The following is a 22,998-nucleotide window of genomic DNA, read 5'->3' as shown; positions in this document are numbered from 1 at the left end:
CAGATTAGCTGCCACTGCCGCCTTACCAAAACAGGCGACAATCACGATTGCGGCCTGACCAATACAGTGCTAGATTGTAACCAATTACCCGGATTGACCACACAACGATAAGATTTCTGGCCGCCGGCGTGGCCGGCCCGGTACGGAGTCAGTACACAGATGGATTTAATTCATATTCACCCCGCAGACAATGTCGCCCTGTGTCGCGCGCAGTTGCCCGCCGGCAGCCTGTTGAACTGGCGCGGCAGTATGCTCGAGCTGGTCAGCGACGTACCCGCCATGCACAAGGTAGCGGTGCAGCCGATCACCGCCGGTGAACCGGTGTGCAAGTATGGCCAGCCGATCGGCACCGCCAGCTGCGATATTGCCGCCGGCGAACACGTGCACGTACACAATATGAACGCCGATCGCCAGCGGGCCGATTACGCTTTCTGCAGCGAGGCGCAACCCACCGAATTGTTTGCCGAATCCGAGCGCGCGACCTTTCAGGGTTTTCGTCGCAGCGGTGGCCGCGTGGGTACCCGCAACTACCTTGCGGTGGTATCTACAGTGAATTGTTCGGTAACCGTGTCCCGCGCGGTCGCGGCCCATTTCCACAACGGCAGCCTGCTGCGCGACTACCCCAACATCGATGGCGTGGTGGCCCTGGGCCACGACAGCGGTTGCGGCATGTCCAGTGCCGATGAAGGGTACCGCACCCTGATGCGCACCCTGCACGGCTATATCTGCCATCCCAATTTCGCCGGTGTTCTGCTGATCGGGCTCGGCTGCGAATCGATGCAGGTGGGGCACCTGTTGCGTGAATACGGCCTCGAGACCGGCCCACAGTTCCAGACCCTGACGATACAGCGCGAGGGCGGCACCCGGGCGGCGATCGAGGCGGGTATCGAGCGGCTGGCGGAAATGCTGCCGGCCGCCAACGCCTGTGAACGGGAGCCGCTGCCGGCTTCGGAGCTGACGCTGGCGGTGCAGTGCGGAGGCAGCGATGCCTATTCGGGGATCACCGCCAACTCCGCGCTCGGTGCGGCAGCGGACCTGCTGGTGCGCCACGGCGGCACGGTAATCTATTCCGAGACACCGGAAATTTACGGCGCCGAGCACCTGTTCACCCGCCGCGCGGCCACCCCCGATGTCGCGCAACAACTCATTGACCGGATTCACTGGTGGGAGAACTACACGCAGATCAACGGCGTGACCCTGAACAACAATCCCTCGCCGGGCAACAAGGCCGGCGGCCTCACCACCATTGCCGAGAAATCCCTCGGCGCCCAGGCCAAGGGCGGTACCACCGCGCTACAGGCGTTCTATCTCTATGCCGAACCGGTGCGGCGCAAAGGGCTGGTGTTTATGGACAGCCCCGGGTTCGATCCAGTGTCGGTTACCGGGCAGATCGCCTCCGGTGCCAACGTGGTCTGCTTTACCACCGGGCGCGGTTCCGCCTTCGGCGCCAAGCCGGTTCCCAGTATCAAACTGGCGAGTAATTCACAGCTGTACCAGCGCATGCGCGAGGACATGGATGTGGACTGCGGCGGTATTCTGGAGGGCGAGTACACGGTGGCCGAGCGCGGCGAGTTTATTTTTCAACGCATTCTCGCCATTGCCTCCGGCGAGCGCAGTGCCAGCGAACTGCTCGCCTATGGCGACAACGAGTTTGCGCCCTGGCGAATCGGTGCGGTGATCTGAGCCAGCGCCCGCACATCCCGATTTATGCGCGGACAAGCCGCACCGCCGCTCAAAGCGATACCAGGCTGAACAGGGCGGTCAGTGCGGCACCCACGCCAAGCAGGATCGCGTAGGCAATCCCCAGTGTAAAAAACTTCAACAGGGTCATCGGCCACCCCTGGCCGTAAACCCGCTTTTGCATCAACAGCAGGTAGAGCGGCATCCAGCACAGCAGCGCTGCAAACAGCAGCGAGCACAGCATCCCGGCCAGTGGCAGCTGCGCCGCCAGCCACGGGGTGATGTCTTCCAGCAACAGTGCCAGCAGCAGCGCCAGGCAGAGAAACGCATGGCTGTGCAGGGCCACGATCAGGTGCTCCATATACAGCCGGCGCTTGAACAGGTAGAGGCCACACAGTAGCAGGGTAAAGATCGGCAGCAGCACAAACAGGGTCGAGGGAATCGCGCCGAACAGGGCATCCTTGAACAGGTTCGGGTCCTCCTCCACCCGCTTGATGTTGCGGGACAGGTGGGAAAACTTCATCGCGCCCCAGTCGCCGGGTAGCCATGCCGGCTGCTCGGGCGACCAGCAACCAGCGCCGGCGCCGATCAGGCAGTCCTGCTCCTCTCCTTTCGATTCTGTACCGCTCTCCCCCACCGCCGCGTCACCGGTGCCGGTGTCCGCGCCACCGAGCTCGGCGATGCGCACCCGCGCACTCTTGTTGACGATCTGCTCGACACCGCGGAGGGCGTCGTCCAGACCCGGCACATTGGCGCTGTCTTTGCGGGATTTCTCCAGCTCCGCGAGCGCCTGCGCGCGGATGCGTTGCACCTCTTCCACCGATGTGGCCCGCTCCATATCGCCGCGCACCGAGTCTTCGGTCGGCGCATCGCGGCCGGTGCCGATACCGACTTCCCAATCGGTACTCAACTGAGCGACAAAAAACGCGAGCAGGCACAGGAACACAAACAGGCGCACCGGGCTCACGTAGCGCACCCGGCGCCCGGCGAGGTATTCCAGAGTCAGGAAACCGGGGCGTGTCAGCAGCGGCCACAGGGTGTGCACGATACGCGAATCGAGCGCGAATACGGTGTCGAAAAAATCACCGACAATATGCGAGAAATGCCGCACCAGGCCTTTTTCCGGCTGGCCGCAGGCGTAGCAGTGCGGCCCCAGCATGGGCGTCTCACAGTTGGCACAGCGTGTGGCCGGCGCCGGATTGGGGGATTCGGCCGCTGCGGCCGTTTGTCGCAGCGGCGACGATTCGAGTTCGACAGCATCCATTACCGGGACTCAGATTAAACGTAACCGCCGCAATTCAGGAAAATACCGCGCGCTGCCAGAAGCGCGCTTTCTTGCGCAGGCGGGCGGGTGTCTCCTGCGCCGGGCGCTTGTAGACAAAGCAGGCCCGGGAACGATGGTACTGTGCTTGCGGGTCAAAGAACACCGCACGCATCTTTTCCAGTTCATCGTCGCGGTATTGCTGCAGCGGCTTCTGCGCTTCGTCGGCGGCGCGCATACTGGCCTTGGCCTGTAGCTGCGCGGCCAGGTCCGGATTTTCAGCCAGGTGCTGGCAGAAATTCTCCAGCTCGCGGGTGTACACATCCCACTGCTCGTCGAATACTTCGTCACCGAAACCGATCTGCAATGCCTCGGTGGCGAGCAGTGGCATGCACTGCTCGGTAAGCGCCGCCGCGCGCTTGTCGCCGACGCGCCGCGGCAGCAGGTAGGTCCAGTACTCGGAGCCGTGCAGGCCCATGCTGCGGTAGTGCGGGTTCAGTACCACGCCCTCGCGCAGCAGCACATAGTCGCAGGCCAGCGCCATCATCGCCCCGCCGGCACCGGCATTGGTGCGCAGCGCTGCAACCGTGAGCTTGTCGTCGGTCTCGATCAGTGCCTGCACCAGATCGTCGATCGCGTTGATGTTCTGCCAGGATTCCTCCGCCGGATCCTCTGCCGCCTCGATCACGTTCAAGTGAATACCGTTACTCCAGAAATCCTCGCCCCCCATCAGGGCGATCACACGGGCGTCGCTGGATTGCAGCTCGCGGTAGGCGCCGAGCAGTGCGCGGCACTGTTCGGTACTCATGGCACCGCCGGGGAAGTTGAAATACAGGTAGGCCACATCGCCGCGGCGCTCGGTGCGAATCTCGCGAATCTCCGCGACCGGGTTGTCCACTTCCGCCGGCAGCGATTGCAGCAGCGGCGCCAGCACCCGTACGGCCGGCAGCTTGATGCCGCCGCTCGGCTTCGCCTGCCGGATCCACACGGCGCCGTCCACGGTGGCGCGGCACAGGGCGCCGCCACTGCGGGCGATAAACTCGCCGGGGGTGCCGCGCAGCGCCGGCTCGCGCTCGGCATTGAACAGGTTGACCACGGTTCCGCCGATTTCCTCGCGCACACCGGGCAGGCTGTCGGCAGCGCGCAGTTTGGTGAGCACGGTATCGGTACTGTCGTTGTGCCAGTCGATGGCGCGGTCGGCCTGCGTCATCGTCGGCATCAGCTGGCCCGGCGCACTGCTTTCGTCCAGCGGGCGCGGGCTGAAGCTGGCGTCGTCCAGCGCGGCAATCGCTTTTTTGACCAACGCCGCGGCAGTGGCGGTTACCTCGCGGCGGTAGTGCGCGGCCTTGGGCGCGGCGCGCATCGGAAAGGTAGCGGTGCCCCAGATATCGCCCGCGTCCATCTCTTCGCAGGCCTGCAGCAGCGTCACGCCCCACTCGCTGTGGTTGTGCACGATAGCCCAATCCAGCGACGAGGGTCCGCGATCACCCTCGATACCGGGATGCACAACCAGGCACGGAATTTTTTGCCAGATGGCGGCGGGGATACGGTGAATGAGGAAGGGACAGACGATCAGGCGCGGGCGAAATTCATCGACGGCTTCCTGCATATCGGCGTCGCCGGTGGCCAACTGTACCGATACCGTACACCCGAGTAATTCCAGCTCGCGGTGCACGCGCTGGCTCAGGCCATTGAAGGCACTGCACAACAACAAAATTCGCATACTACTGACACTCCTTGTTACTTATTCTTTATTTTTGCGTACACACCCCGAGGTGCGCAGTCAGCGCAACGCAATTGCAAACCCTCGCAATTGCGCCGTGCGCCTTGCCATTATCAATCCGGGCAACGTGATTTTAATCGTGGCAGGAAATAAATAAGCAGGAACCGTGCCCAATTTTTTCAGGCCGGTTCCAGCGGATGGTATGTCGGCTATTTATTGAAGATAAATTCAGTTTTCCTGCAGGAAGCGCGCGATGGTGCGCAGGCCGTGCCCCTTGGCACCCTGTGCCCACTGATCGTTGGCGCCCGGCAGGTAGGAACCGGACAAATCGATGTGCACCCAGCCGCGTCCCTTGTCGCGGACAAAATTGGCCAGGAAAGCAGCGGCGGTGGAAGCGCCGGGAGTACCCTCGGCGCCGATATTGGCGATATCGGCAAACCCCGACGGAATCTGTTCCAGGTGAAAACTTTCCAGCGGCAGGCGCCAGGCCTTTTCGTGTTCTGCGGCGGCGGCGTTCAGCACCATTTGCGCACTGTCATCTTCAAAGCTGAGTACCGAATTGTAATCGCGCCCCACCGCCATCTTGGCGGCGCCAGTCAGGGTGGCGGCGTCGAGTATCCAGCGCGGCTCGTCGGCGGAAGCGGCAATCAGGCCGTCGGCGAGCACCAGGCGGCCCTCGGCATCGGTGTTGAGAATTTCCGCGCTGACGCCGTTCTTATAGCGGATGATGTCGCCGAGCTTGAGCGCGCGCCCGGAGATCAGGTTTTCCGCACAGCACAGGTACAACTTGACGCGCTTTTTCAGGCCGCGTGCGATGGCGAGTGCCAGGCCGCCGGTCACCATGGCCGCGCCGCCCATGTCGGATTTCATCGTCGCCATGCCACTGGATGGCTTGATGCTGTAACCGCCGGAATCGAACGTGATGCCTTTGCCCACCAGGGAAAAATCCACCGCTGCGCCGTCGTCGCCGCTCGGGTTGTAGTCCAGTTGCAGCATTGCCGGTGCGCGGTCGCTGCCGCGGCCCACCGCGTGGATACCATAAATCTCCTCGTCGAGCAGCGCTTCACCGCGCACGATACGATAGCTGACCGCCTCCGGCGCGAGCTCATGCAGCAGATCCGCAGCGCTCTGTGCCAGTACTTCCGGCGACACGTCTTGCGGGGTGCCGTTGGTGATCTCGCGCACCCAGCGCGCCGCTGCTTCGCGGGCGGCCAGTTCCTTCAGCTCGGCCTCGTCGGCACTGCCCCAGTCGAGCCGGTTGTCGCGGTTGGGGTTGTAGTAGCCGGCCCAGAAGGCCCAGCGGCGCTCCAGATCCCAACCGTCGCCGACCAGCGTTACCGCCGGCACGCCCATACCGTCGAGACGGCGCGCGGCGCGCTGCGCGGCGACCAGAGGCTCACCGGTGGCGGCCGTGGCATGCACGGTAGCGGCGTTGCCGGAAAAGCTCAGCAGCGCCTTGTCGCCCCATGATTCCGCCGCTGCTGACTGCACCAGCTCCACCTGCATTGAATTCGTCATACTTCTACCCCGATCTGAAGTGATCTGCCTGAATCGGAGCCTGTTAACAGACCCCGCGCTGAAACGGCGACATTCTAACAGCCTGCCAGCAGCACTGCCTCGGTAACGCCTGTCGATGTTTGCGCCGCACCCGCGCACATCGATAAACTGGCCCCAGGAAATAACAATAGACATAGGGATGCCACCATGACAGATGCCTGTCATTACCACTCCAGCAGCGAGGCCGCGTGGCAGTGCGCGCCCTGCCAGCGCGATTACTGCGCCGACTGCATACCCGGCGCCGCCGCCAACTACCCCAAGGGCCACCCGGACTGCCCGCTGTGCCACAAGCCACTGGCCTATGTGGGGGCCAGTAATAGCGCCCGCCCCTTCTGGCAGATGGGCCTGTTCTTCTTTCGCTATGCGTTGCAGCCCGGCCCACTGACGGTGGTGGCGCTGGCCGCCGGCGCCGGTTTGCTGATCGGTGGGCTGGGCCTGCTGTCGATTTTTGTGCTGGTGGCCGCGGTGGCCCTGGTGACCCGCTACAACCTGCTGGTAATCGAGCGACTGGCCCACGGCCAGCTGCCCGCGCCCGGCTTTGGCGATGCCCTCGACGGCAACAGCGCACCGCTGTTTGCCAAGGTGATCGGCATGACCCTGATCGCCGGCTTCGCCGGCTACCAGGCAGCGCGTCTCGGCACCGGTGCCGTGCAGATCTATTCCATCGCGCTGTCGCTGCTGGCACCGGCGGCGATGATCGTACTGGCACTGGAAAACAGCCTGCGCGCGGCGATCAATCCGCTCAAGCTGCTGCACTTTACGGTGATCATCGGTTGGCCCTACTGGCTGCTATGGCTGGCCACCAGTGCCGTATCCGCGGCGCCGGAACTGCTGCTTGCCGCGGTGGCCAAGCAACTGCCGCAATGGGCGCTGCTGCCGGCCATCGCCGCGACGACCAGTTATTTCTCGATCGTCACCAGCGCAATGATGGGCTATATCTGCCTGTCCCGGCAGCAGCGCCTCGGCATCAGCGCCGAGCGCGACGACGATGCGCATTTTCTCGACGAGCGTGCATTCGACTGCGCGCTGGCGCTAGCGCAATCACATATCCTGTTGCGCGAGAGTGATTTCAACGGTGCCCGGCGCACGCTGGTGGACACGCTGCGCCGCTACCCCGACGATCCGGTACTGAACGAGCGCTACTACCGCCTGCTGCTCGTTACCCAGGACAAGAAAGCGCTGCGCGAACTGGGACCACACCTGCTGGAAAAATTCATTCGCATGAATCGCGCCCACAAGGCCGCGGAACTCTACCTGGCCACGGATCCGCCGCCGGTAATCGACAAGTCTTTCCTGCGCCACCAGCTGGCCGAGGCCCTCTACCGCCAGCAGAAATACCGCCCGGCGGCACTGCTGCTGAACAACCTGCACAAAGACGACAAGGATTACCGTCAACTGGATGCCGCCTACCTGCTGCTGGCGCAGGTTTATCTCGACGGGTTCAATCGTGAGGATATGGCGAAAAAACTGCTGGCGTTCATCAAGCAGCATTTTCCGGACAGTGAACTGAAGCAGCAGGTGCAGACGTTACAGCGGGTACTGGCCGGCACTTCCATCGCATCCACATAACAGCGGCAGGCCGCCAAGCGGAGACTCAGAACTCCACAATCAAGACAGGGAAACCAATGAAAAAAATAGTGATGATTCTTTGTATCGCGCTTTGTGGGTGTGCACAAACGCCCGCTGTGTTTCTGGAAGCGTATACGACCCCGATCGACTCGATTGCCCTGCCCGAGGGCTCTACCAGCATCATCGGGCAGGAGACGGATATCGGCATATCCAGCTTCAACGGACTGCCCGTCTCCCCGCTGTTCTCCCGGCAAAAGTTTGCCGAAAAAGTACAGTCCGGGAATATCACCCTGGAAGTGGATCTGTACCGGAATCTACTCGATCACTACGAACCGAGTGGCTATAGCGGCACCATATTCTTCGAGGCGCTACCCGGACATAAATATATGGTGTGCGGCAAGTATTTCGGCGCTAACGGCCGCGCGGAATTTTATGTGCAGGATGTCACGCCCGGCTATTTCGGCAGAGTCGGCCAGGCGTTTACCAACCTCTAACGGCCGCACCGGGCGGCCGACCGCAAAGCGGCCCCGCAAATTCTGCGGGGCCACAACCAGTCTCAGCGACCGACTACGCGGTAGTGAATCGCGCTGGGATACTGCGCACTGTGGTATACGCGGTGCTCCGCCTTGACGAAGTCCGCGGGCCTGGCCTGGAAGATATTGTCCACATACTTCTGCGGGTTCATATCCAGGAACGGGAACATGCTGCTCTGCACCTGGATCTCCAGCCGATGGCCGCGCTTGATGGTGTGGAATACATCCAGCAGCTGAAACTTCACCCGCGTGGGCTTGTTCGGCTCGAACGGCTGCGGGTCGCTCATACTGTTGCGGAAGCGGCCGCGCATCACGCCCCAGCGCACCAGCTCATGGCGGTTGCCGGTATCGCGGTCCACTTCATCGGTATTCACGTCTTTGCCCGGAAACACATCCACCAGTTTGACGATAAAGTCCGCCGCGCTCTGGCTGGTGGAGACCCACAGGTCCACATCCACCGGGCCGGCGATGGTCTGGTCCTGCTCAGCCGCGGGCGCATCGAACACCAGCACATCGGTGCGGCGCGCCGTAAAGCGCTGGTCCTCGGCCATATAGGGTCTGTCCCAGCCGCGGCTGATATGCGCGGAGTGCGGCACCGGCTTGTGCGGATCGCTGACATAATCACCGTAGCCGCCCTTCGCTTCCGGTTGGCTCAGCAGGTTTTCGTCTGCGCCCAGGTACAAGGTCTTGGACTCACCTCCCTGCGGCGGCCAGTGGTCGAAACCGCGCCAGCGGTTGGCGCCGGTTTCGAACACCGTGACCCGCTGCGGGTCCGGCTCATCGGCCCCTTTCAGGTTCTTGGTGAAGAACGGCAGCAGTATCCGCTGCTGGAACCATTTGCTGGTATCGAAACCGAACTGCGCCTCGCCCATATGGTCGCCATCAGCGCGATTCCACTGCCCGTGGAACCAGGGCCCCATGACCAGGTGCACATTGTCTTTGTCGTTTTTCTCGGACATGGTCTGGTAAGTGGCCAGCGGGCCATACAGGTCCTCGGTGTCGTACCAGCCGCCGACAATCAGCACCTGCGGTTTGACGTTGTGAAAGTGCTGCAACACATTGCGCGCTTTCCAGTAATCGTCGTAATTGGGGTGTTCGGTCAACTCGTTCCAGAACGGACGGGTGCCCTTGAAGTATTTTTTGTTGACGTTGCTGAGCGGGCCCAGCTCGCGGAAAAATTCATAGCCGTCCGGGGTGCGCGACTTCATGCCCTCCGGCCAGGCCGCCATTGGCCCCTCGCGTTGCTTATCGAAGGTATCGAAAAACAGAAACGCCATCGGTGTGACGAAGGCGCCGTTGCGGTGGAAGTCGTCGAAGAACCAGTCGGCGATCGGCGCCTGCGGGGAGATCGCCTTGAGTGCCGGGTGCGCGTGGATCGCCGCCACTGAAGTGTAGTAGCCGGGGTAGGAGGTTCCCCACATACCGACGCGACCATTGTTGTTGGGCACATGCTTTACCAGCCAGTCAATGGTGTCGTAGGTATCGGTGGCGTCGTCGGCGGCCTTGCCGCCTTTCTCGAAGGCATCCTGCGGACGCATATTGACGTATTGGCCTTCCGACATGAATTTGCCGCGCACATCCTGGAACACAAAGATAAAACCTTCTTTCTCGAAGATTTCACTGGGACCCAGCTTGCTCTTGTACTTGCCCGCACCGTAGGGCGCTACCCGGTAGGGGGTGCGCTGCATCAGCATCGGGTATTTGTGCGTGCGATCGTAGGGAATATAGACGGAGGTAAACAGCTTGACCCCGTCGCGCATCGGGATCTGGTATTCGTATTTGGCGTAGTGGGAGCGGATATAGGCGGCGCGCGCGTCGGCTTTTTTCTGCTCAGCACTTTCTATTGCGTTGTCCGCCGCCTGTGCGAGACCGCTCAACAATGGCACGGACAACAGGCACAGAAAGGCAAAAACCCTGTGTTTATACATTACTCTTTCCCGATTGATTGGCTATGGGTCGGCTTTTTTATTCTTGATCGATCAAGCCGTTGAACAACCGGATATTACCGGTCCGGCCCGGCTCGCACCAGCCAGGCCAACGTATTCATCCGTCAGCTCACCCACTGGTCTACCGTCTTCGCCACCCAGCGGTCGCCTTTTCTATGCAGCATAAGCTTGCCGCCGGTCCAACCCGCGCTCCACTGCACCACCGCCTTGTCGCCGCGCCGGTTGACGAACAACGGGCTGAAGCTAACCGGGTAAAGTAGCCCCATACGGTCACCCATCTGTTTATACTCATCGGCGGAAAACACCATGATCCGCGCGGCCGGATTCAGACCGGCGAAGTCTTGCCGGCTACCCTGCACAAACAGGGTATGTTGATTGCCAATGGTGGAAAAATCGTGCTGTTGCAGCACGCGGGAAAGGTCACCGGCGCCGCCACCGAGCCCGGTAATAATCGCCACTTTGTCGAAGCCGAGTGTCTCTTTCAGAATCGCCGCCATTAATGCGGAGCGCGCGCCGGGGCGACCAAAAGGTACATTGGGCAGCGCGTCGTGACCGTCATCGATGCCGTCCCCGTCTGAATCCGTATGGTGCGGATCCAGCAGCAGCTTGTATTCGGCGATATCGGTGAGGCCGTCGCCATCCGAGTCCTGTTTCAACTGTTGCCAGCGGATCGTGATGAAGAGGTTCTTGCGGATATTCTTCGCGCGCAGTCCCACCGGTGGAAACGTGATGCTGCGCTTGTCCAGTTCGCGCCGCTCGACCGCGATATTCAGGCCACCATCGCCGAACAGGGACAGCGTAGAGTGCGGCAGGATCACATAGGGCGCATACAGCTGCAGGCCCGTATAGTAGGGGCCGTCCCAGTCCAGCCCGGCGTTGTCCGAGTGCAGTATCCAATAGCCGCCGCTGGACACCTCGCCAACTGCATCCAGATCCTGGGCGCTGTAGATCACCACCACTTCGTCATTGCGCGCCTCGCTGCGAACAATGGCATGCGCGGGCAGCGGCAGGTGGTACTTTTCCACGGCCGAGACCGTCTTCGTTGCCTGACCGCCCCGGGATTTTTCCTGGTGTGACTCTTTTACCCCGGATGCCCCCGCTGTTGGCACCGATGGCAGCGGGTGCTGGGGATAGTTCAGCGGTGGCGTTGCGCGCAGGCGCTGTGCGACCGTTTGCGCGGCAGCGGACTCGTGCGATTCTGGCAGCATCTCCGCCAGCGCAGCGCGCAGTTCGCGATCCCGGCGAGCGATCAGCTGGCGGAAATAAGTGATGCGTTGCTGCAGGGCTTTCTCGGTAAGTTCGGCTTCCTGATAGTCGCCGCCGGATTTTCGCTGCGCAAATGGATCGCTGGCTATATCCCGGGCGATTTCGTCATAGCCGCCTCGCGCGGCAACACCGGCGGCCAGTTTTTTCCAGATCGGGGCGGCGCGTACCGAAGCCCAATACCAGCCGACTCTGCCATCGCCGACCATGCGCTCAAAGAGGTCGCGGTCATCCGGATTCAGGGAATAGGCGAGCAGATCCCCCAGCTGGAACGGGCTCTCCTGCCTTTGGTAATCCCACGCATTTTTATGCTTTTTGGTCGGGCGCTGATTGAGCTGTACGATGTTGTTCAGTAAATCCTGCGCTGCCTTGTTTTCACCCTGATCGTGGTATGCCGCTGCGAGCGCAAACGGCATGGCATTGCTCATAATACCCGCATCGAGAGTCGCACCATCGACATGGATGGTCCAGTCCGGCCGCTGCACTGCCAACATACTTTCCCGCACTGTTGCGGGAAACCGCTGATACTCCTGTAATAGCCGCCGGTTCAGACCGATGCTGTAGAGTTTCCGCAGGTAGTAATACGCAAACGCGGCCTTTGTCTCCGCATCGGCCTCCGCACTGCCGAGCACCTCGCGCTGAGCCCGCTCCAGCAGGGCCAACTCCACTTCCGGACGCAGGTCAATTTGCTGCACACCGACCATGGCCAGAACCGGTCGCGGGCCGTAGGTATCGACCAGCGGCTGCCACAATGACTTGCACGCACCATGATCTAACTCTTCGACGCCAATCTGCAATCCGTTTTGGCTGCCCTGCAGCAGCGCAATCAGTCCGTCGTCGCTGCAACCAAGCACGCGGCTGTGAATACGCACCGCCTCGCGCACCAGCAACGTCTGTGCGCCGTCGCGGGTAACCGCATCGTGCAGTGCCCGCGTCAGCCGCTGCCTGGTCGCCGTGTATTTTTTCTTGTAGTTGTCCCCGCGAGGTCCATTCTTGAGCTCCCGCAGCTCGATGCGCAACAGCACCAGCGCGACCACATCCTCGGCCACGGGGGCTGAAGCGTGGTAGCGATCGCCATAAGCGCGGTACAGCGGCGCATCGCGCAGGCCTTTTTTGACCAGGTAATAGAGAAAGTCCTCGTGATCCGGTGCGTCGGCGGAGACATCTTCCGGGCTGTATTTTGCATAGGATTCCTGCAGGAAAAACTCGTAGCGATCCCGGTAAGTATCCGCGGTCTCGGCCAACACCGCGCCGCTAAACAGCAGCGACAAGCACAGACAAAGACCGTGCAGTCCAACTCGCATGGTTCCCCTCCCCACTGGGTTTATTCTTGTTGTGTCGGAATATCTACGGCGGCGGAAGGGCGCAGGTCAGCTCACTTCCGGCGCCCGCAGCCACTGCAGGACTTCGCGCGCGCGGCCCTCTTCGCCGAGGCGGCGGTAGTGTTCGACCAACGCCATACCCAGGCGCGGCAGCAGCGGGTGCTCGACACGCAGCGTGTGCAGGCGCCGCAGCATTTCCTCCAGCCAGGGCCAGTCTTTTTCCACTGCGGCGCGGCGTGCCAGCAACAGGCACACCTTGGCACCCAGTGCGCGCGGCGTGGTGGCGGTCTGCAGATACAGGCGGCAGCCGGCGGCAATCGCGCCGGCATCGCTGTCGCTGTCACCGGCCAGGGCGAACAGCGCCAGGTTGGCGCGGTGGTAGGCGTCGCTGTCCGGCGCCGCGGCACTGAGTTCAATGGCGCGCTCGATCAGCGGCAGCGAGCGCGGATACTGACGCACTGCGGCGCTGGCCGCCTCCACCGCCTCGAGCAGTTTGCCCTCGTGCTGGAAGCGCTCGATACGCTCCAGCGCACGCTGCTGCGGCGTCGGTGTGGCATTGGTGTGGGCCTCCGGCATGGTCGCCAGCGACGGCCGCAACGCGAGCAGTGCCAGTGCGGAGAAAAAGCCGGCCAGCAGACCGCCGAAATGCGCCCAGTAGGCGATGCCGGCGTCGCCGTAGAAGTAGCCGAATAACTCCTTGCCCAGCCACAGCGGCAGCACTAGCAGTGCCGGTGCACTGAACTCGCCGAACAGGAATCCGAGTGAATAGAAGAAGCGCAGCCGGCGCACGCCATAGATGGCCACGAACATGCCCATGACCGCAGACACGGCGCCGGAGGCGCCCACCATCGGCATCGGGCTGGCGGCCTCCACCAGTGCGTGCAGTCCCCCGGCGGCGAGACCGCCGAGCAGGTACAGCGCGATAAACCAGAGTCCGCCCAGCGCCAGTTCCACCGACAGGCCGAACAGCAGCAGGAACACCATATTGCCGATCAGGTGATCCCAGCTGCCGTGCAGGAACATATGGCCGAAAAATCCGGCCGCGGTGGGTTTGGCCGGGGTGAGGCCGTAGGCGAAGCTGCTGAGCTGGTCGCGCAGCTGGGCGAAATGTTGCCGATCGGCCAACCAGTCACTCTTATCCTCGGCGCGCAGCCGCGGCAACAGCCACTGCTCGAACTCCTTGTTCCACAGCAGCTCCTGATAGATGAAGTCCTCGCCCTGGGCGTCCGCCTGCATGCGCCACTCCGGGTGCAGCTCATCGATATAGATCAGCAGCTGCTGTTCCTCGCGTTCCGCCAGACCGCTGTCAAAGTAGTAATTCTCGGCCTTCTGCCAGCGGGCTTCGTCGCCGCTCTGATACAGGGCGAACACGAGGATGTTGAGCGCGATCAGGGCAAAGCACATCAGCGGCGGGCGGCGCCAGTCGGGCTTGTTCTGCAGTGGGATGATCAGCAAGGGCGCAAGCCTGTGTGGATGACAAACTCCAGAGAATACCCGCGCGGCGGCTGCGGAACAAACACTCTGCACAAAATTCAGGCGGCGCGGCTAGCTCTCGGGCGCGTCGGGCGGGCGCGCAATCGGCAGCGGCGCCTCCCAGCTGCGCACGTGGAGATCCCGCTGCGGGAAGGGCACCTCGATGTCGCGCTCATTCAGTTCCCGCAGCAACTCCAGGTTGTAGAGCGCGTAGGGGTCACCGAGCGGCGACACCATATTGCTGTTGATCCATACCACCAGCTTGAAATTGAGTGCGCTGTCGCCGAACTCCATCAGCCACACCTCGGTTTTGCGCTGCCAGTCGGTGTGCGTAATGGGAACCTGTTCGGCGGCGTCCATGGCCGCTTCGCGCACCAAGTCCGGATCCGAGCCGTAGGCGACCCCGAAGGGGATATGAATGCGGCGTACCGGGTCGTCGAGCGTGTGATTGATCACCCGGCCGGCGACAAACTCCGTGTTGGGTACCAGGATGTCGACATTGTCGCGGGTGGTGATACGTGTGGAGCGCACATTGATATCACGGATACGACCGAACACGCCGGACTCCAGCTCCACCAGGTCACCCACCCGCAGCGGCTGCTCGAACAACAGGATCAGGCCGGAGATAAAGTTGGAAAAGATCGCCTGCATGCCGAAACCGATACCCACCGACAGGGCGCCGGCAACCAGCGCCAGTTTGGAGGTATCCAGCCCCAGCATGCCCAGTGCCACCAGCAATGCGACCGCGATAATGCTGTAGTGCAGCACCCGCCCCAGGGTGTACATGGACTGCTTGCTGGCGTGATTCTTGCGCACCAGCCGCTGCAGGAAGCGCCGGGTAAGGCTGGAAATCAGCCAGGCGCACACCAGCACGAAGATGATCTTGGCGATGGCGCGCGGCGTAATCGGGCTTTCGCTGATCGTGAACAGCTTGTAGTCGGCCAGCTTGCGCCAGTGGGTGTAGGCCAGGCCGAGATAATGTCCGCTGCGCTCACGCACCGTGGCCCACCAGCCCTGGTGCTGCTTGTAAACCTGCAGCTGCGCCACTTCGTAGCGCTGTACATCTTCGATCAGGTCGTTGTCGGTGCCGAGGGCGCTGCTGATCTTCTCGAAATACTGCCACCAGCGTTTCATGCTCTCGCTCTGCTTGCCGGCCCAGGCGCTCACCTGGCGCTGGCGCACATTCAGCTCGCGCGAAATGCTGTCGCTCATGGAGTGCGCCGTTTCCACCAGGTTGCGGTCCAGCACCAGCGAGTGCTCGCCATTACCGCTCTGCAGCACCGCGTTGATGGATTGCAGCAGCTCGTTTTTGCGCTTTTTCAGGTGCGCTTCCAGCAGGTTGGTTTCGAGCAGCATTTTCTTCAGGTCGCGCTCCATATCCGCGTCCGGACTGGCGGTCGACTGCACGCTCCGGGCCTGCAGTGCCGAGCGGTCGGCGGAGAGTTTTTCGATGCGATCCTGCTGTCCGCCGATGGCCTGCTTCAGTTTTGCCGCCGCCTTGTCGCTGTACTGCAGTTCCCCGAGCATGCGATTGAGCTGGCTCTGGGCCACCGCAATCTGCTCCTTCCAGGCGCTCATCTGCTGTTCCAGCGCCGCTTTCTGCTCGATGATATTGAGATGGTTGAACTGCGCCTGCAGCAGCGCCAGCGTGGCGGTCTCGCGCTTGAGTTCATCGCTACCGACTTCCCGCAGCACCACCACCTGCTGGCGCAGCTGATTCAGGGACTGGGCCAGGGTGTCCCCCGTCTGGCGCAGCTCCAGCTGCACGCCGACAAGGCGCTGGTGGCCGCGGGCCACGGCGGCGTCGGCCTCGGCCCAGGCGAGGACATCCGGGTTGCGCGGAAACTCCACCTTGGGCAGCACCGGCATCTTCTGGTACTCGCCGTATTTCTTCCAGGTGACGGCGATACCACTGAGGCTGTTGCTGATGGCGTCGGCGCGGGCCTTGAGATCGGGATTGTCCGGCAGTTTGCCACGCCAGTCTTTCCAGGCCTCGGTCAGCGCCTGCAGCCACTGCTTGCGCTCGTCGGCGGTGGCATCGGGCCAGTCCGTCCACCAGTCGGCGCTGGGGTCGCTGAAATCGGGAATCGTCGGTTCAAACTTGTCCGGCTTTTGGGAGGGAAGTTGCGCGCTGGCGGTCACGGAACTACCGACGAACAGCAAACCGATCAGGACGATCAGCAATACACGGGCGGCGCTGCCACCGAGACAACCGGGGCCACCTGGTGCAACGCGAGTGGAGGAAATACTGCAATCGCCCGCCATAGCCCTAATCTATCCGTGACAGCAACTCCGGCGTAAAGAACAACGCCGATTCGTGGAGATCTGTCTTTCAGTGTAGCCGGGCCAGGCCGGCTGCCCCTGCGGCAGCCGGGCCAGGCCGGCTGCCCCTGCGGCAGCCGCGTCAGCGCATACAGCGTTCGTACTCGTCCCGATAGCTGCCGGGTTCGCGGCGATAGGGGCCGACCTTGGCGCGGCGCGACTGGTCGGTGGCGATGCGCCGGCAGGTGGACTGGCGCTCGCGATAGGTCTGGTCGCCGATGTAGTCACGGAAGCCATAGCGGCCGTAGTAGCCGCCGCCGGGGGGCGTGCCGCGATACTCGGCGTAGTAGCCGGGGGCCGGCGGTGGGAAGGGCCGCGGCACAATCGTGACCGGCGGCGGCGCCGCGCGCGGAATCACCTGCGGTGCCTGCGCGGTCACCTGCGGCTCCCGGGGAGCAGCCAGTGACTGCAGACCCGGCGAACCCCGGTAGTAGTCCCGCCAGCCGGCGGGCGGGGAGACAACGGTAAAATCGTCCCCGCTCGGCTCGTACCGCAGGAAGGAACCACTGCGAGTCACGAAGTATCGGTCACCGCGCATGGTGAAAGTACCGCTGCTCCCGGGCGCGTAGGGAACCCGCGCACCCAGCGGTGGCTTCACGCGCCGGTACTCACCGTTTCCCAGGCGGTAGAAAGATCCCCGCGAATAATAGTAGGTTTCACCGCCCACCAGGATCTGGGACGTACCGGAAGGCAGGGACCTGGCCCGGTCCTGCGCCCAGCTCAGCGCGACCGCGAAACCGAGCAGCAGTGCTATGACGTAGCGCATGGCGGCATCCCCTCGCTTGCAGACTATTGGGAAGTCTACTCAGCGGCGGCGCCTATCCCCACTCGCACCCCATGGCTTGATCTCGATGGGGCCGCGCCGCTACAGGAAGTGCTGCACCTTGTTCTTGTAGCTGCGGCTCATTTTCAGGCGCTCGCCGTTGTTCAGCACCAGGTGGTATTCGCCGTTGATATGCGCGCAGATCTCGCGCACCCGGTTCAGGTTGACGATGGTGGAGCGGTGAATACGCTGGAACTGTTTCGGATCCAGCTGCTGTTCCAGTTCCTTCATGGTGATACGCATCACGTGGGTTTCGCCGCTGGCATGCACACACATGTAGTCGCCGGCGGCGTCGATCCAGTCGATATCCTGCGCCGGCACCAGGGTAATCTTGCCGGAATCCTTGATCGCAATCTTGTCCGGGTAGGCGCTCGCACCGAGCTCGCCGGCGGCCAGTTTCTGTTCCAGTACCTGGGGCGATTCCTGCGTCAGGTCGGCCACCGCTTCGAGCAGCTGCTCGCGCTGGCTGGCGATATCGGCGCTGGCCAGCTTCTCGCGCACCCGCTCGATCGCCAGGGTCAGGCGCTGTTCCTCGATCGGTTTCAGCACATAGTCCACTGCATTGACCTCGAAGGCCTCCACCGCGTACTGGTCGTAGGCGGTGACAAACACGATCTGCGGCAACTGCTCTACCGGCAGCTGTTGCACCAGCTGCAGGCCGTTGACGCCGGGCATCTGGATATCCACGAACACCACATCCGGCGCCAATTCCAGTATCCGCTCGCGCGCTTCGCGGCCGTTGCCGCATTCCGCCACGATGTCGATCCCCGGCATCACCCCCAGGCGCAGGCGCAGGCCGCGCCGCGCCAGCGGCTCGTCATCCACGATGATGGCCCGCAGTTTTTCCTGTACAGCACTCATGTTTTTATTCCTGTTCGTAGGGAATCCTGATATGCACCGCCAAGCCGCCTTCCGGGCGGTTGCAGAAACGCACCTTCTGGTCACTGCCGTAGAGGGCGTACAGGCGCTCGCAGGTATTGCGAATCCCGACCCCGTAACCGGAGGAACCCAGCCGGACGAGTTCCTCCTCCGCGATTCCCGGTCCGTTGTCACTCACTTCCAGCAGCAGTTCGCCGGCGAACACTCGCCCCTTGATCGTGATCTCGCCGCCCCACTCGCGCTGCGAGATCCCGTATTTGATCGCGTTTTCCACCAGCGGTTGCAACAGCAGGCTGGGCACCAAGGCCCGCGGCGAATCGCCCTCGAGATCCAGGTTCACCCCCAGGCGGTCGGCGAAACGGACCTTTTCGATATCCAGGTACAGCATCAGCGCTTCCACTTCCTTGGCGAGGCTGACTCTCTGCATCGGGTCATTATCCAGCGAGTGGCGCAGGAATTGCGACAGCCGCGTTACCATATCGTTGGCGGTGCGGCCGTCACCGTCGAGGATCAGGGTGGAAATCGCGTTCAGGGTGTTGAACAGGAAATGCGGATTCAGCTGATAGCGCAGCATTTTCAGCTGGGCCTGGTGGGCCATGGATTCCGCGCGCAGCGCCTTCTCCTGCTGGGTCAGCGACGCCTGGTAATACTTGATGCCGTAGTAGAGCGCGGTCCAGGTCATCAGCAGCAGGAACGAGTAGGAAAACCAGTACACCGCCAGCACCACCGGGTGCTCGCCGTCGCCGCCGGGCTTGCCATACAGCCACAGGGAACCGCCGAACTTGATGCCGGCCCACACCAGCGCTGCGATCAGTACCACCACCAGCGAGCCGAACAGGCGCGTCGCCGGCGCCTTGTCCCACAGGCGCTGGAAGCCGCGGCGCATGATTTCCGACAGCCCCACGCCGGAGGTGGTGGCAACGGCGATGTAGCCGGAGTGTACCCAGTGGTTCTCGACCCAGAAAAAACTGCCCACGAAAGTAAGCAGCGTATAGCCACCCCAACCGCTCAGCTGCAGTGCCCAGTACTGGCAGCGATGTGAGGCGAGCCGTTCGGTCAGCCATTCGAATGCGTTGTGACCCATAAATTCCTGTTCAGCGGCGCCCATAGCCGGCGCCGATTTGATACTTTTGTTGGGATTTATACTAAATGTCCCCCCGCGCTGGTGAAATACCAACCGGCGCAGGATCGACGCAGACTGCCGCAGGAACCCCAGAAATCGACATGAACTACTGGCTTTTCAAATCCGAACCGGATGAGTACAGCATCGACGACCTGGCCGCCGAGCCGGGCCAGACCGGCCGCTGGGACGGTATCCGCAATTACCAGGCGCGCAACTTTCTCCGCGACGCGGTCGCAGCGGGCGACGCCGTACTGTTCTACCACAGTGCCTGCAAGGTGCCGGCGGTGGTGGGCAGCGCCGAGGTGGTGCGCGCCGCCTACCCCGACCCGGCCCAGTTCGACCCCGAGAGCAAGTATTTCGATCCCAAGGCCAGTGCCGACAAGCCGCGCTGGTTCTGTGTGGATATCCGCTTCCGCGCGCGCTTCGCGCGGCCGCTGCCACTGGCGGAAATCAAGCAGAACCCGCAGCTGGCGGACATGGTGCTGGTGAAGCAGGGGCGGCTGTCGATCCAGCCGGTGACGGCAGCGGAATGGACAACCATCGTGGCGCTGGGGGAGATGTAGACTGCGCCGGCGAGCCGCGGCGAACTGGCCCACACCGGAGCCTCAGACGAAGTCCGCGATCTCCTCCAGCGGCTTGCGCTTGATCGCCGGCACCTGCGCCCCCTGCGCCGGCAGCCCGGCCACCAGAATCATATACGGCTTCTCGGTCACCGGCCGGCCGAGAATTTCGTTGAGGAACTTCATCGGGCTGGGGGTATGGGTCAGCGTGGCTACGCCGGCATTGTGCAGTGCGGCGATCAGCAGGCCGGTGGCGATGCCGACCGATTCGGCGGTGTAGTAGTTCTTCAGTTTCTCCCCGGACTCGCTGCTGGAGAACTTCTTCAGGAAAATAACGATCAGGTAGGGTGCGGTTTCCAGGAATGGTTTGTCGGCATCGGTCCCCAGTGGTGCCAGCGCCTCGAGCCACTCGGCCGAAGCGCGGCGCTGGTAGAACTCGCGCTCCTCTTCCTCGGCGGCGATGCGGATCTGCCGCTTGATCTCTGCGCTCTCCACCACGCAGAAATGCCACGGCTGCATATTGGCGCCGCTCGGCGCACTGCCGGCGGTGCGGATCGCGTCCTCGATGACCTGCCGCGGCAGCGACGCGCTGGCAAAGTCCCGCACCGTGCGCCGCAAGCCCATACGCTCGCGGAAGGCCGCGGCGCGCCGCTGCATCTCCGCCCCGTCCAGATACTCGAAGTCGAGCGGCAGGAAGTCTGTTGCCTCATCCATTAGACCACCCCTTTGACCCGCGCGATAAAGTAGCTGAGCAGCGACAGCAGCGTCATCACCACCAGGATCACCCCCAGCAGCAGCCACGGGCGGAACGGCTTGCGCTCCACGCTGTTGACGCCGCTCTGCAGGTAGTTGTCCACCTTGACCTGGTCTTCGGCGGACAGTCGTTGATCGGGGCGGGGCTCGGGAGAATCGGACATGGCTCAGGCTACTCGTTATTGTTGTGCTTCCGAGTCTAGAAGAATCGCCCCGCCCGCAAAAGTGCCCGACATAAAAAAGCCCCGCAGTCGCGGGGCCTGATCGGCAGATCAAAAGAGAGGATCAGCACCGCGGCGAATTCGGGCCACCGCGGCGCTGCGACTCAGAACAGGTCCTGTTCCAGGTCCATCAGGGTCGCGCTGCCGGCATTGACACTGGTGGCCAGCGCCTGGGCCTGGGGCAGCAGGCGCGCGAAGTAAAAGCGCGCGGTCTTGACCTGGCCTTTGTAGAAATCGTCGTCGCCGGCCTTGGGCAGCGCCACGGCAGCCCCCATCGCCCACATATAGGCATAGGCCACGTAGCCAAACAGGTGCAGGTATTCCACCGAGGCGGCGCCGGGCGCGTGCGGGTCTTGCTGCGCGGCGGCGATCATCTTCGCGGTGGCGTCCTTGAGGCGCTGCAGTTCCGCCGCCAGCGGCTGCACGAACTCGGCCATGTCGGCGCGGCCGGCCTGGGCGTCGATAAATGCCTGCACGTCGGCGGCAAACAGCTCGAAGAAGGCGCCGCCGTTGGCGACGGTCTTGCGCCCGGCCAGGTCCAGCGCCTGGATACCGTTGGTGCCCTCGTAGATCTGGGTAATGCGCACGTCGCGCACCAGCTGCTCCTGACCCCACTCGCGAATGTAGCCGTGGCCGCCGAACACCTGCTGGCCAATGATGGTGCACTCGAGGCCCTTGTCGGTAAAGAAGGCCTTGGCCACCGGCGTGAGCAGCGCGACCATCGCCTCCGCGTGCTTCTTCTCTTCGCCCTCACCGAACTTGGAGATATCCAGCCACTTGGCCACATAGGTGGACAGCGCGCGGGCGCCACCGATCAGCGCCTTCTGGGTCAGCAGCATACGGCGCACGTCGGGGTGCACGATGATCGGGTCAGCGGCCTTGTCCGGCTGCTGCGCACCGGCCGGCGAGCGGCTCTGCACGCGGTCGCGAGCGTATTCCAGGGCATTTTGGTAGGAGCGCTCGGATGCGCCCAAGCCCTGGATACCCACACCCAGGCGCTCGTAGTTCATCATCGTGAACATGGCCGCGAGGCCCTTGTTCACTTCGCCCACCAGCCAGCCCTTGGCGCCATCGAAATTCATCGCGCAGGTGGCCGAGGCCTTGATGCCCATCTTGTGCTCAATGGAACCGCAGCTGACGTGGTTGGGCTCGCCGACACTGCCGTCTTCGTTGACCAGGAACTTGGGCACCAGGAACAGGGAGATTCCTTTCGGCCCCTTGGGCGCGTCCGGCAGCTTGGCCAGCACCAGGTGAATGATGTTCTCGGACAGGTCCTGGTCGCCGCCGGTGATAAAGATCTTGCTGCCGGTAATGCTGTAGCTGCCGTCGTCCTGCGGCTCGGCCTTGGTGCGGATAATGCCGAGGTCGGTGCCAGCGTGGGGCTCGGTCAGGTCCATCGCGCCGGACCAGGTACCGGCATACATGTTCGGCAGGTATTTCTGTTTCAGCTCCTCGCTGGCGTGGGCGTCGATCGCCAGGCAGGCGCCGGCGGTCAGCACCGGATACAGCGCGAAGGAAATATTGGCCGCGTTGATCATTTCCTCGACCTGGGCGCCGAGCATTTTCGGCATCCCCATGCCGCCGTACTCCGGGTTACCCAGCAGCGAACCCCAGCCGCCCTCGCAGAAAGTCGCGTAGGCTTCCGGGAAGCCCGCGGGCGTAGTGACCACGCCGTCATTCCACTGGCAGCCCTCTTCGTCGCCGGAGCGGTTGATCGGGTCCAGGGTGTTGCCGGCGAGCTTGGACATTTCTTCCAGGATGGCATCGGCGGTCTCGCGATCCACCGCGCCGGCCAGTCCGGGCAGCTGTGCCCAGAGTTCATCCGCAGCAAACACTTCGTGCAGCAGGAAGTTCATCTCCCGCAGTGGTGCTTTGTACTCGGCCATGCGCCAGATCCTCATTCAAGCGTTTCAAACAGTTGTTTGAATCTAGGCCCGAAGAGGCGAATTGTCAACTGTGGTGGGGGACCGGGAGGGGGATATTGGTTCGC

Annotated in this window: 17 protein-coding genes; 4 read left to right on the top strand and 13 right to left on the bottom strand. The window is 62.8% G+C overall.

Going from position 1 to position 22,998, the window contains the following annotated elements; translation table 11 throughout:
• Positions 1-159 precede the first annotated feature (159 nt).
• Positions 160-1,683: an altronate dehydratase family protein gene (locus ABDK11_RS02055; protein WP_346838663.1), complete on the top strand. Its 1,524-nt coding sequence runs from the start codon at positions 160-162 to the stop codon at positions 1,681-1,683.
• Positions 1,684-1,732: 49 nt separating this feature from the next.
• Here the strand turns inward: ABDK11_RS02055 and ABDK11_RS02050 are convergent, their stop codons facing one another.
• The 3 genes from ABDK11_RS02050 to pepB form a co-directional block, all read right to left on the bottom strand.
• A complete protein-coding gene (locus tag ABDK11_RS02050) occupies positions 1,733-2,944 on the bottom strand; it encodes a DUF3667 domain-containing protein (RefSeq protein WP_346838662.1) in 1,212 nt (403 codons plus the stop codon).
• Between the two features lie 34 nt (positions 2,945-2,978).
• On the bottom strand, positions 2,979-4,664 hold the full coding sequence (locus tag ABDK11_RS02045; RefSeq protein ID WP_346838661.1) for an enoyl-CoA hydratase-related protein: 1,686 nt from the start codon (positions 4,662-4,664) through the stop codon (positions 2,979-2,981).
• Positions 4,665-4,892: 228 nt separating this feature from the next.
• A complete protein-coding gene (pepB, locus tag ABDK11_RS02040) occupies positions 4,893-6,182 on the bottom strand; it encodes an aminopeptidase PepB (RefSeq protein WP_346838660.1) in 1,290 nt (429 codons plus the stop codon).
• A 186-nt stretch (positions 6,183-6,368) separates the two neighbouring features.
• Between pepB and ABDK11_RS02035 the strand changes: the two genes are divergently transcribed.
• A complete protein-coding gene (locus ABDK11_RS02035; protein ID WP_346838659.1) occupies positions 6,369-7,790 on the top strand; it encodes a hypothetical protein in 1,422 nt (473 codons plus the stop codon).
• Between the two features lie 116 nt (positions 7,791-7,906).
• Positions 7,907-8,284, top strand: coding sequence for a hypothetical protein (locus tag ABDK11_RS02030; protein WP_346838658.1), 378 nt, complete (start codon positions 7,907-7,909; stop codon positions 8,282-8,284).
• A 62-nt stretch (positions 8,285-8,346) separates the two neighbouring features.
• Here the strand turns inward: ABDK11_RS02030 and ABDK11_RS02025 are convergent, their stop codons facing one another.
• The 7 genes from ABDK11_RS02025 to ABDK11_RS01995 form a co-directional block, all read right to left on the bottom strand.
• The gene (locus ABDK11_RS02025; RefSeq protein WP_346838657.1) at positions 8,347-10,251 is read right to left on the bottom strand and encodes a CocE/NonD family hydrolase; all 1,905 of its coding nucleotides are present in this window, start codon (positions 10,249-10,251) and stop codon (positions 8,347-8,349) included.
• Positions 10,252-10,373: 122 nt separating this feature from the next.
• Positions 10,374-12,836: a hypothetical protein gene (locus ABDK11_RS02020; protein WP_346838656.1), complete on the bottom strand. Its 2,463-nt coding sequence runs from the start codon at positions 12,834-12,836 to the stop codon at positions 10,374-10,376.
• Positions 12,837-12,902: 66 nt separating this feature from the next.
• A complete protein-coding gene (locus ABDK11_RS02015; RefSeq protein WP_346838655.1) occupies positions 12,903-14,309 on the bottom strand; it encodes a rhomboid family intramembrane serine protease in 1,407 nt (468 codons plus the stop codon).
• Between the two features lie 90 nt (positions 14,310-14,399).
• Positions 14,400-16,592 (bottom strand): mechanosensitive ion channel domain-containing protein, encoded by a 2,193-nt coding sequence (locus ABDK11_RS02010; protein ID WP_346838654.1) that lies wholly within the window; start codon positions 16,590-16,592, stop codon positions 14,400-14,402.
• A gap of 139 nt (positions 16,593-16,731) precedes the next feature.
• Positions 16,732-17,415, bottom strand: coding sequence for a DUF6515 family protein (locus tag ABDK11_RS02005; RefSeq protein ID WP_346838653.1), 684 nt, complete (start codon positions 17,413-17,415; stop codon positions 16,732-16,734).
• Positions 17,416-17,514: 99 nt separating this feature from the next.
• The gene (locus ABDK11_RS02000) at positions 17,515-18,333 is read right to left on the bottom strand and encodes a LytTR family DNA-binding domain-containing protein (RefSeq protein ID WP_346838652.1); all 819 of its coding nucleotides are present in this window, start codon (positions 18,331-18,333) and stop codon (positions 17,515-17,517) included.
• 4 nt (positions 18,334-18,337) lie between these two features.
• Positions 18,338-19,435, bottom strand: a complete 1,098-nt coding sequence (locus tag ABDK11_RS01995) for a histidine kinase (RefSeq protein WP_346838651.1) — start codon at positions 19,433-19,435, stop codon at positions 18,338-18,340.
• A gap of 140 nt (positions 19,436-19,575) precedes the next feature.
• Between ABDK11_RS01995 and ABDK11_RS01990 the strand changes: the two genes are divergently transcribed.
• Positions 19,576-20,037 carry an EVE domain-containing protein gene (locus ABDK11_RS01990; protein WP_346838650.1) on the top strand — a complete coding sequence of 154 codons (462 nt, stop codon included), beginning with the start codon at positions 19,576-19,578 and terminating at the stop codon, positions 20,035-20,037.
• A gap of 42 nt (positions 20,038-20,079) precedes the next feature.
• Here the strand turns inward: ABDK11_RS01990 and ABDK11_RS01985 are convergent, their stop codons facing one another.
• The 3 genes from ABDK11_RS01985 to ABDK11_RS01975 form a co-directional block, all read right to left on the bottom strand.
• Positions 20,080-20,748: a nitroreductase family protein gene (locus tag ABDK11_RS01985; RefSeq protein WP_346838649.1), complete on the bottom strand. Its 669-nt coding sequence runs from the start codon at positions 20,746-20,748 to the stop codon at positions 20,080-20,082.
• The gene (locus ABDK11_RS01980; RefSeq protein ID WP_346838648.1) at positions 20,748-20,951 is read right to left on the bottom strand and encodes a DUF3094 family protein; all 204 of its coding nucleotides are present in this window, start codon (positions 20,949-20,951) and stop codon (positions 20,748-20,750) included. The genes ABDK11_RS01985 and ABDK11_RS01980 overlap by 1 nt, the downstream gene beginning before the upstream one ends.
• A 161-nt stretch (positions 20,952-21,112) precedes the next feature.
• Positions 21,113-22,894, bottom strand: a complete 1,782-nt coding sequence (locus ABDK11_RS01975; protein WP_346838647.1) for an acyl-CoA dehydrogenase C-terminal domain-containing protein — start codon at positions 22,892-22,894, stop codon at positions 21,113-21,115.
• Between the last annotated feature and the right edge of the window lie 104 nt (positions 22,895-22,998).

The organism is Microbulbifer sp. SAOS-129_SWC, from assembly GCF_039696035.1.
Lineage (GTDB): Bacteria > Pseudomonadota > Gammaproteobacteria > Pseudomonadales > Cellvibrionaceae > Microbulbifer.
Note: the sequence above shows the minus strand (reverse complement) of the source record. Positions and strands in the feature narration are given on the sequence as shown.

Bases quoted from the DNA above. Each gene is read 5' to 3' on its own strand.
- ABDK11_RS02055 (WP_346838663.1), top strand. From the start codon at position 160: ATGGATTTAATTCATATTCACCCCGCAGACAATGTCGCCCTGTGTCGC.
- ABDK11_RS02050 (WP_346838662.1), bottom strand. From the start codon at position 2,944: ATGGATGCTGTCGAACTCGAATCGTCGCCGCTGCGACAAACGGCCGCA.
- ABDK11_RS02045 (WP_346838661.1), bottom strand. From the start codon at position 4,664: ATGCGAATTTTGTTGTTGTGCAGTGCCTTCAATGGCCTGAGCCAGCGC.
- pepB (WP_346838660.1), bottom strand. From the start codon at position 6,182: ATGACGAATTCAATGCAGGTGGAGCTGGTGCAGTCAGCAGCGGCGGAA.
- ABDK11_RS02035 (WP_346838659.1), top strand. From the start codon at position 6,369: ATGACAGATGCCTGTCATTACCACTCCAGCAGCGAGGCCGCGTGGCAG.
- ABDK11_RS02025 (WP_346838657.1), bottom strand. From the start codon at position 10,251: ATGTATAAACACAGGGTTTTTGCCTTTCTGTGCCTGTTGTCCGTGCCA.
- ABDK11_RS02020 (WP_346838656.1), bottom strand. From the start codon at position 12,836: ATGCGAGTTGGACTGCACGGTCTTTGTCTGTGCTTGTCGCTGCTGTTT.
- ABDK11_RS02010 (WP_346838654.1), bottom strand. From the start codon at position 16,592: ATGGCGGGCGATTGCAGTATTTCCTCCACTCGCGTTGCACCAGGTGGC.
- ABDK11_RS02005 (WP_346838653.1), bottom strand. From the start codon at position 17,415: ATGCGCTACGTCATAGCACTGCTGCTCGGTTTCGCGGTCGCGCTGAGC.
- ABDK11_RS02000 (WP_346838652.1), bottom strand. From the start codon at position 18,333: ATGAGTGCTGTACAGGAAAAACTGCGGGCCATCATCGTGGATGACGAG.
- ABDK11_RS01995 (WP_346838651.1), bottom strand. From the start codon at position 19,435: ATGGGTCACAACGCATTCGAATGGCTGACCGAACGGCTCGCCTCACAT.
- ABDK11_RS01990 (WP_346838650.1), top strand. From the start codon at position 19,576: ATGAACTACTGGCTTTTCAAATCCGAACCGGATGAGTACAGCATCGAC.
- ABDK11_RS01985 (WP_346838649.1), bottom strand. From the start codon at position 20,748: ATGGATGAGGCAACAGACTTCCTGCCGCTCGACTTCGAGTATCTGGAC.
- ABDK11_RS01980 (WP_346838648.1), bottom strand. From the start codon at position 20,951: ATGTCCGATTCTCCCGAGCCCCGCCCCGATCAACGACTGTCCGCCGAA.
- ABDK11_RS01975 (WP_346838647.1), bottom strand. From the start codon at position 22,894: ATGGCCGAGTACAAAGCACCACTGCGGGAGATGAACTTCCTGCTGCAC.